Genomic DNA, 596 nt, shown 5'->3' on the forward strand with positions numbered 1-596 from the left:
AGTGCTCACACAGATTGTCTGATGAAATACAGCAGTAAAAAATCTCTGCAGGCTTGTAGCTCAGGTGGTTAGAGCGCACCCCTGATAAGGGTGAGGTCGGTGGTTCAAGTCCACTCAGGCCTACCAAATTCTTCCTGAATACTGCGTTGTGAAATAACCCGCATACCTGAGTATGCTTCGTTATTCCACGCCTTGTCTCAGAAAGAATTACGGTTAACGAGATTTGACCACGATGGGGCTATAGCTCAGCTGGGAGAGCGCCTGCTTTGCACGCAGGAGGTCTGCGGTTCGATCCCGCATAGCTCCACCATCATTTACTGCGAACACAAGAAAACTTCAGAGTGAACCTGAAAAGGTGCACTGCGAAGTTTTGCTCTTTAAAAATCTGGATCAAGCTGAAAATTGAAACGACACACAGTGTCTGTTCTCCGTAATAAGAACAGATAACGGTGTGTTCGAGTCTCTCAAATTTTTACAGCGCGAGAATGAATCGAAAGAAACATCTTCGGGTTGTGAGGTTAAGCGACTAAGCGTACACGGTGGATGCCCTGGCAGTCAGAGGCGATGAAGGACGTGCTAATCTGCGAAAAGCGCCG

At 47.7% G+C, this 596-nt stretch carries 2 tRNA genes and 1 rRNA gene; all 3 read left to right on the forward strand.

Annotated elements, in window-relative coordinates:
• Window positions 1-49 precede the first annotated feature (49 nt).
• Window positions 50-126, forward strand: a tRNA-Ile gene (locus L2097_RS25650).
• A gap of 108 nt (window positions 127-234) precedes the next feature.
• Window positions 235-310 (forward strand) — tRNA-Ala (locus L2097_RS25655).
• Window positions 311-516: 206 nt separating this feature from the next.
• Window positions 517-596: ribosomal RNA gene (locus L2097_RS25660) — 23S ribosomal RNA — on the forward strand; the annotation flags it as partial.

The sequence above is a fragment of the Citrobacter sp. MNAZ 1397 genome (genome assembly GCF_023613995.1).
GTDB lineage: Bacteria > Pseudomonadota > Gammaproteobacteria > Enterobacterales > Enterobacteriaceae > Phytobacter > Phytobacter ursingii.